Origin of the sequence: Mesorhizobium sp. M7A.F.Ca.ET.027.02.1.1 (assembly GCF_004022985.1) — a bacterium.
Lineage (GTDB): Bacteria > Pseudomonadota > Alphaproteobacteria > Rhizobiales > Rhizobiaceae > Mesorhizobium.
Genome location: NZ_RZOL01000617.1, coordinates 1 through 2,357 on the forward strand (window position 1 = coordinate 1; position 2,357 = coordinate 2,357).

Here is a 2,357-nt window from a genome sequence, read left to right on the forward strand (position 1 = left end):
CGGTGGTACCTGAGCGTAAGAAATTAAAAGTCCCGAAGATGAGATCGAAGACAACGGCTCCTGCCGCAAGCCCTCCAAGCATCGCGGCATCCCTGAACTGGCCAACCACAGCAGTATCGACGAGACCGATAAGCGGAGTCGTAAGATATGCAAGGGACATGGGAATACTGATCGCAAGGACATGCCAATGCGTAACGCGGAACGGCTTAGAGGCGAGAAAGGGTGCTTTCAGTTCCACCTTCGGTCCTTCTGGATATACATCTCAATAGTAGCAGCTTAACTGTCTGTGACACCTTGCTTTCGCACTTCTCAGAGCTGGCTTTAGGCCTGTAGCCCCTAAGTGGCATCATCGGTGGCAAGCGGCCGAACTAGCGATGATTATCTCCGGCGACACCTAGATCTATTGCAGATCACTTATCGTGCGGCCGACGACCGACCGCGCGTCGACAACCATTGTCGTTCTCTCCAACCGCCATATACACGCTTCTCTTTCGGGCCCGAGCTCTTCTACGAACCCAGCCTGTCGCTCTCTTATATTGAACTACATTTAGCGACCATGACTGCCAATTCCTCCACTCGCTGGTGTCTGTAGGTAGAAGCCGCTGGTTGCTATTTGCCGATTGCCGTGAATGGCGTGATCGACCAATTGATTAAGTCGACTGCCCGTTGAAGTATCGCCTTAGTTCGAGCAGGAGTTGGCGAAGCGACGACTACATATCCGATCCGGTCTCGATAATCGCCTTTCCTGACGATTGGAGTAAGCGGTGCAACATCGAACTTGAGCTCGGCCACGCCTTGTACAGCGGCAGCTCGACTTTCGCCACTGATCCAGTCGAGAGTGCCATCTCGATCAGGAACCAGAATCCGCGCAGCCGCAACATGCGAATGCCGTCGGCGCAATGGACATTCCTTTCCCTCCCCTATAGCTAGCTTAATGTGTTCCGCAATAAGATCGATACCGTAAGCAAGCTCAATCAGTTGAGGATTCGGCGCACCAGCAAGACGCGGATTTACTTCAATGACGACAGGACCAAGCCTCGTCCAACGTAGATCAATGTTGGCTGGCCCCCAGCCAAGGCCGAGGGCCTGCAAACAGTTCAGCGAAATATCTACGATGCGTTTACGCTCTTCAGCAGCTAGCGGGGCCGGGCAGACGTATTGACGACAGACGAAATGTGGCGGGTCACCGAAATCAGCGGCGGTGACCCCAATGACTTCATTACCCATTAACTCAATACTATAATGACTTCCCCGTGCGAATTCTTCGACTAGTATTCGTGGTAAGGATTGTGACGCATACGCTCTGGCCAATAGAGAGCTCGTATGTTCGCACAACTCATCCATTTTACGGCACAATCGAACACCGCTACTGCCCACGCCTACCGCTGGCTTTACAACTACCGGCAGCCCAATCTCCGCCGCCGCGTTTTCTACGTCCACCGTATTTGCCGCTACGCGATAAGCAGGTATTGGAACGCCGGCCTCCCCAAGGAGCCGACGTTGAGTGAATTTCTTGCAGCACCGTTCGATCGACACGGGATTCGGCCCCGGTAGATTGAAATGCCGGCAGAGATACCCAACCGTCGCATAGACCTCTTCCGACGGGCTGGTAATTCCAGCGATATCATAGGTCATTCGTAACTTTGAACATTGGTGGACGAAAGCGTTTACATCGCGACCTTCGACAAAAATTACCTCGCTTCCAGAGTTATGAAGGTATTGATACTGCGATTTGTCGGTTAACAAAGTTATTGGGTGGAGACCAATACTCCTTGCAGCTTGGACATACCTGAGGCTATTGCTAGCGGCTTCGAGCATAACAAGAGCTCTTCTCGCCATGTGCTGATACCCTCTTCGTCTAATCGACAAACCGATCGTGAACCGACGGTTTTGGCCGCATCTGATTTACTACTCTTCAGCGACGATATCACCCTCAGCGCTTTTCAAACGCAAAGATCTGTGAATTTTTAACGAAGGTTTTGTTGCAAAGTCCTAAACTTTGCTAGGGTGCGTCCGAGTGGACTTTTAACACCCTTGATGTTTGGTACGCATACGACGGTGGCCGCTACTGACGCTTACCTTGAGGCGTTAGTGTCCGCTTAGATTTAAGTGGACGCTACCGAAGTATCTGGCTGTCGAGCGGACGTCGACCGTGGAAGCGAGCACGCCCGCGGCTGTGCCGCTGCCGCCGGATGCGGGCCGACAGTGGACGCGCCGCAATGCGCACCATCATTGTGGGCGCACTTGTTTCACTATTGTTTGCAGGAGCAGCCATGGCCCAGGAAGAGACCGTCATTTCCTCCCCTTGGGGAACGTGACTGCCAATGGTCGATAATGAAGCGACGAGGGCCCTGCTC

The 2,357-nt window shown here is 53.0% G+C and carries 1 protein-coding gene and 1 pseudogene; both read right to left on the reverse strand.

What is annotated here, in order from left to right:
- Positions 1-160, reverse strand: a pseudogene (locus EN749_RS38345) (MATE family efflux transporter); the annotation flags it as partial.
- 449 nt (positions 161-609) lie between these two features.
- Positions 610-1,839: an acetyl-CoA carboxylase biotin carboxylase subunit family protein gene (locus EN749_RS34215; protein WP_128364834.1), complete on the reverse strand. Its 1,230-nt coding sequence runs from the start codon at positions 1,837-1,839 to the stop codon at positions 610-612.
- Positions 1,840-2,357: the final 518 nt, after the last annotated feature.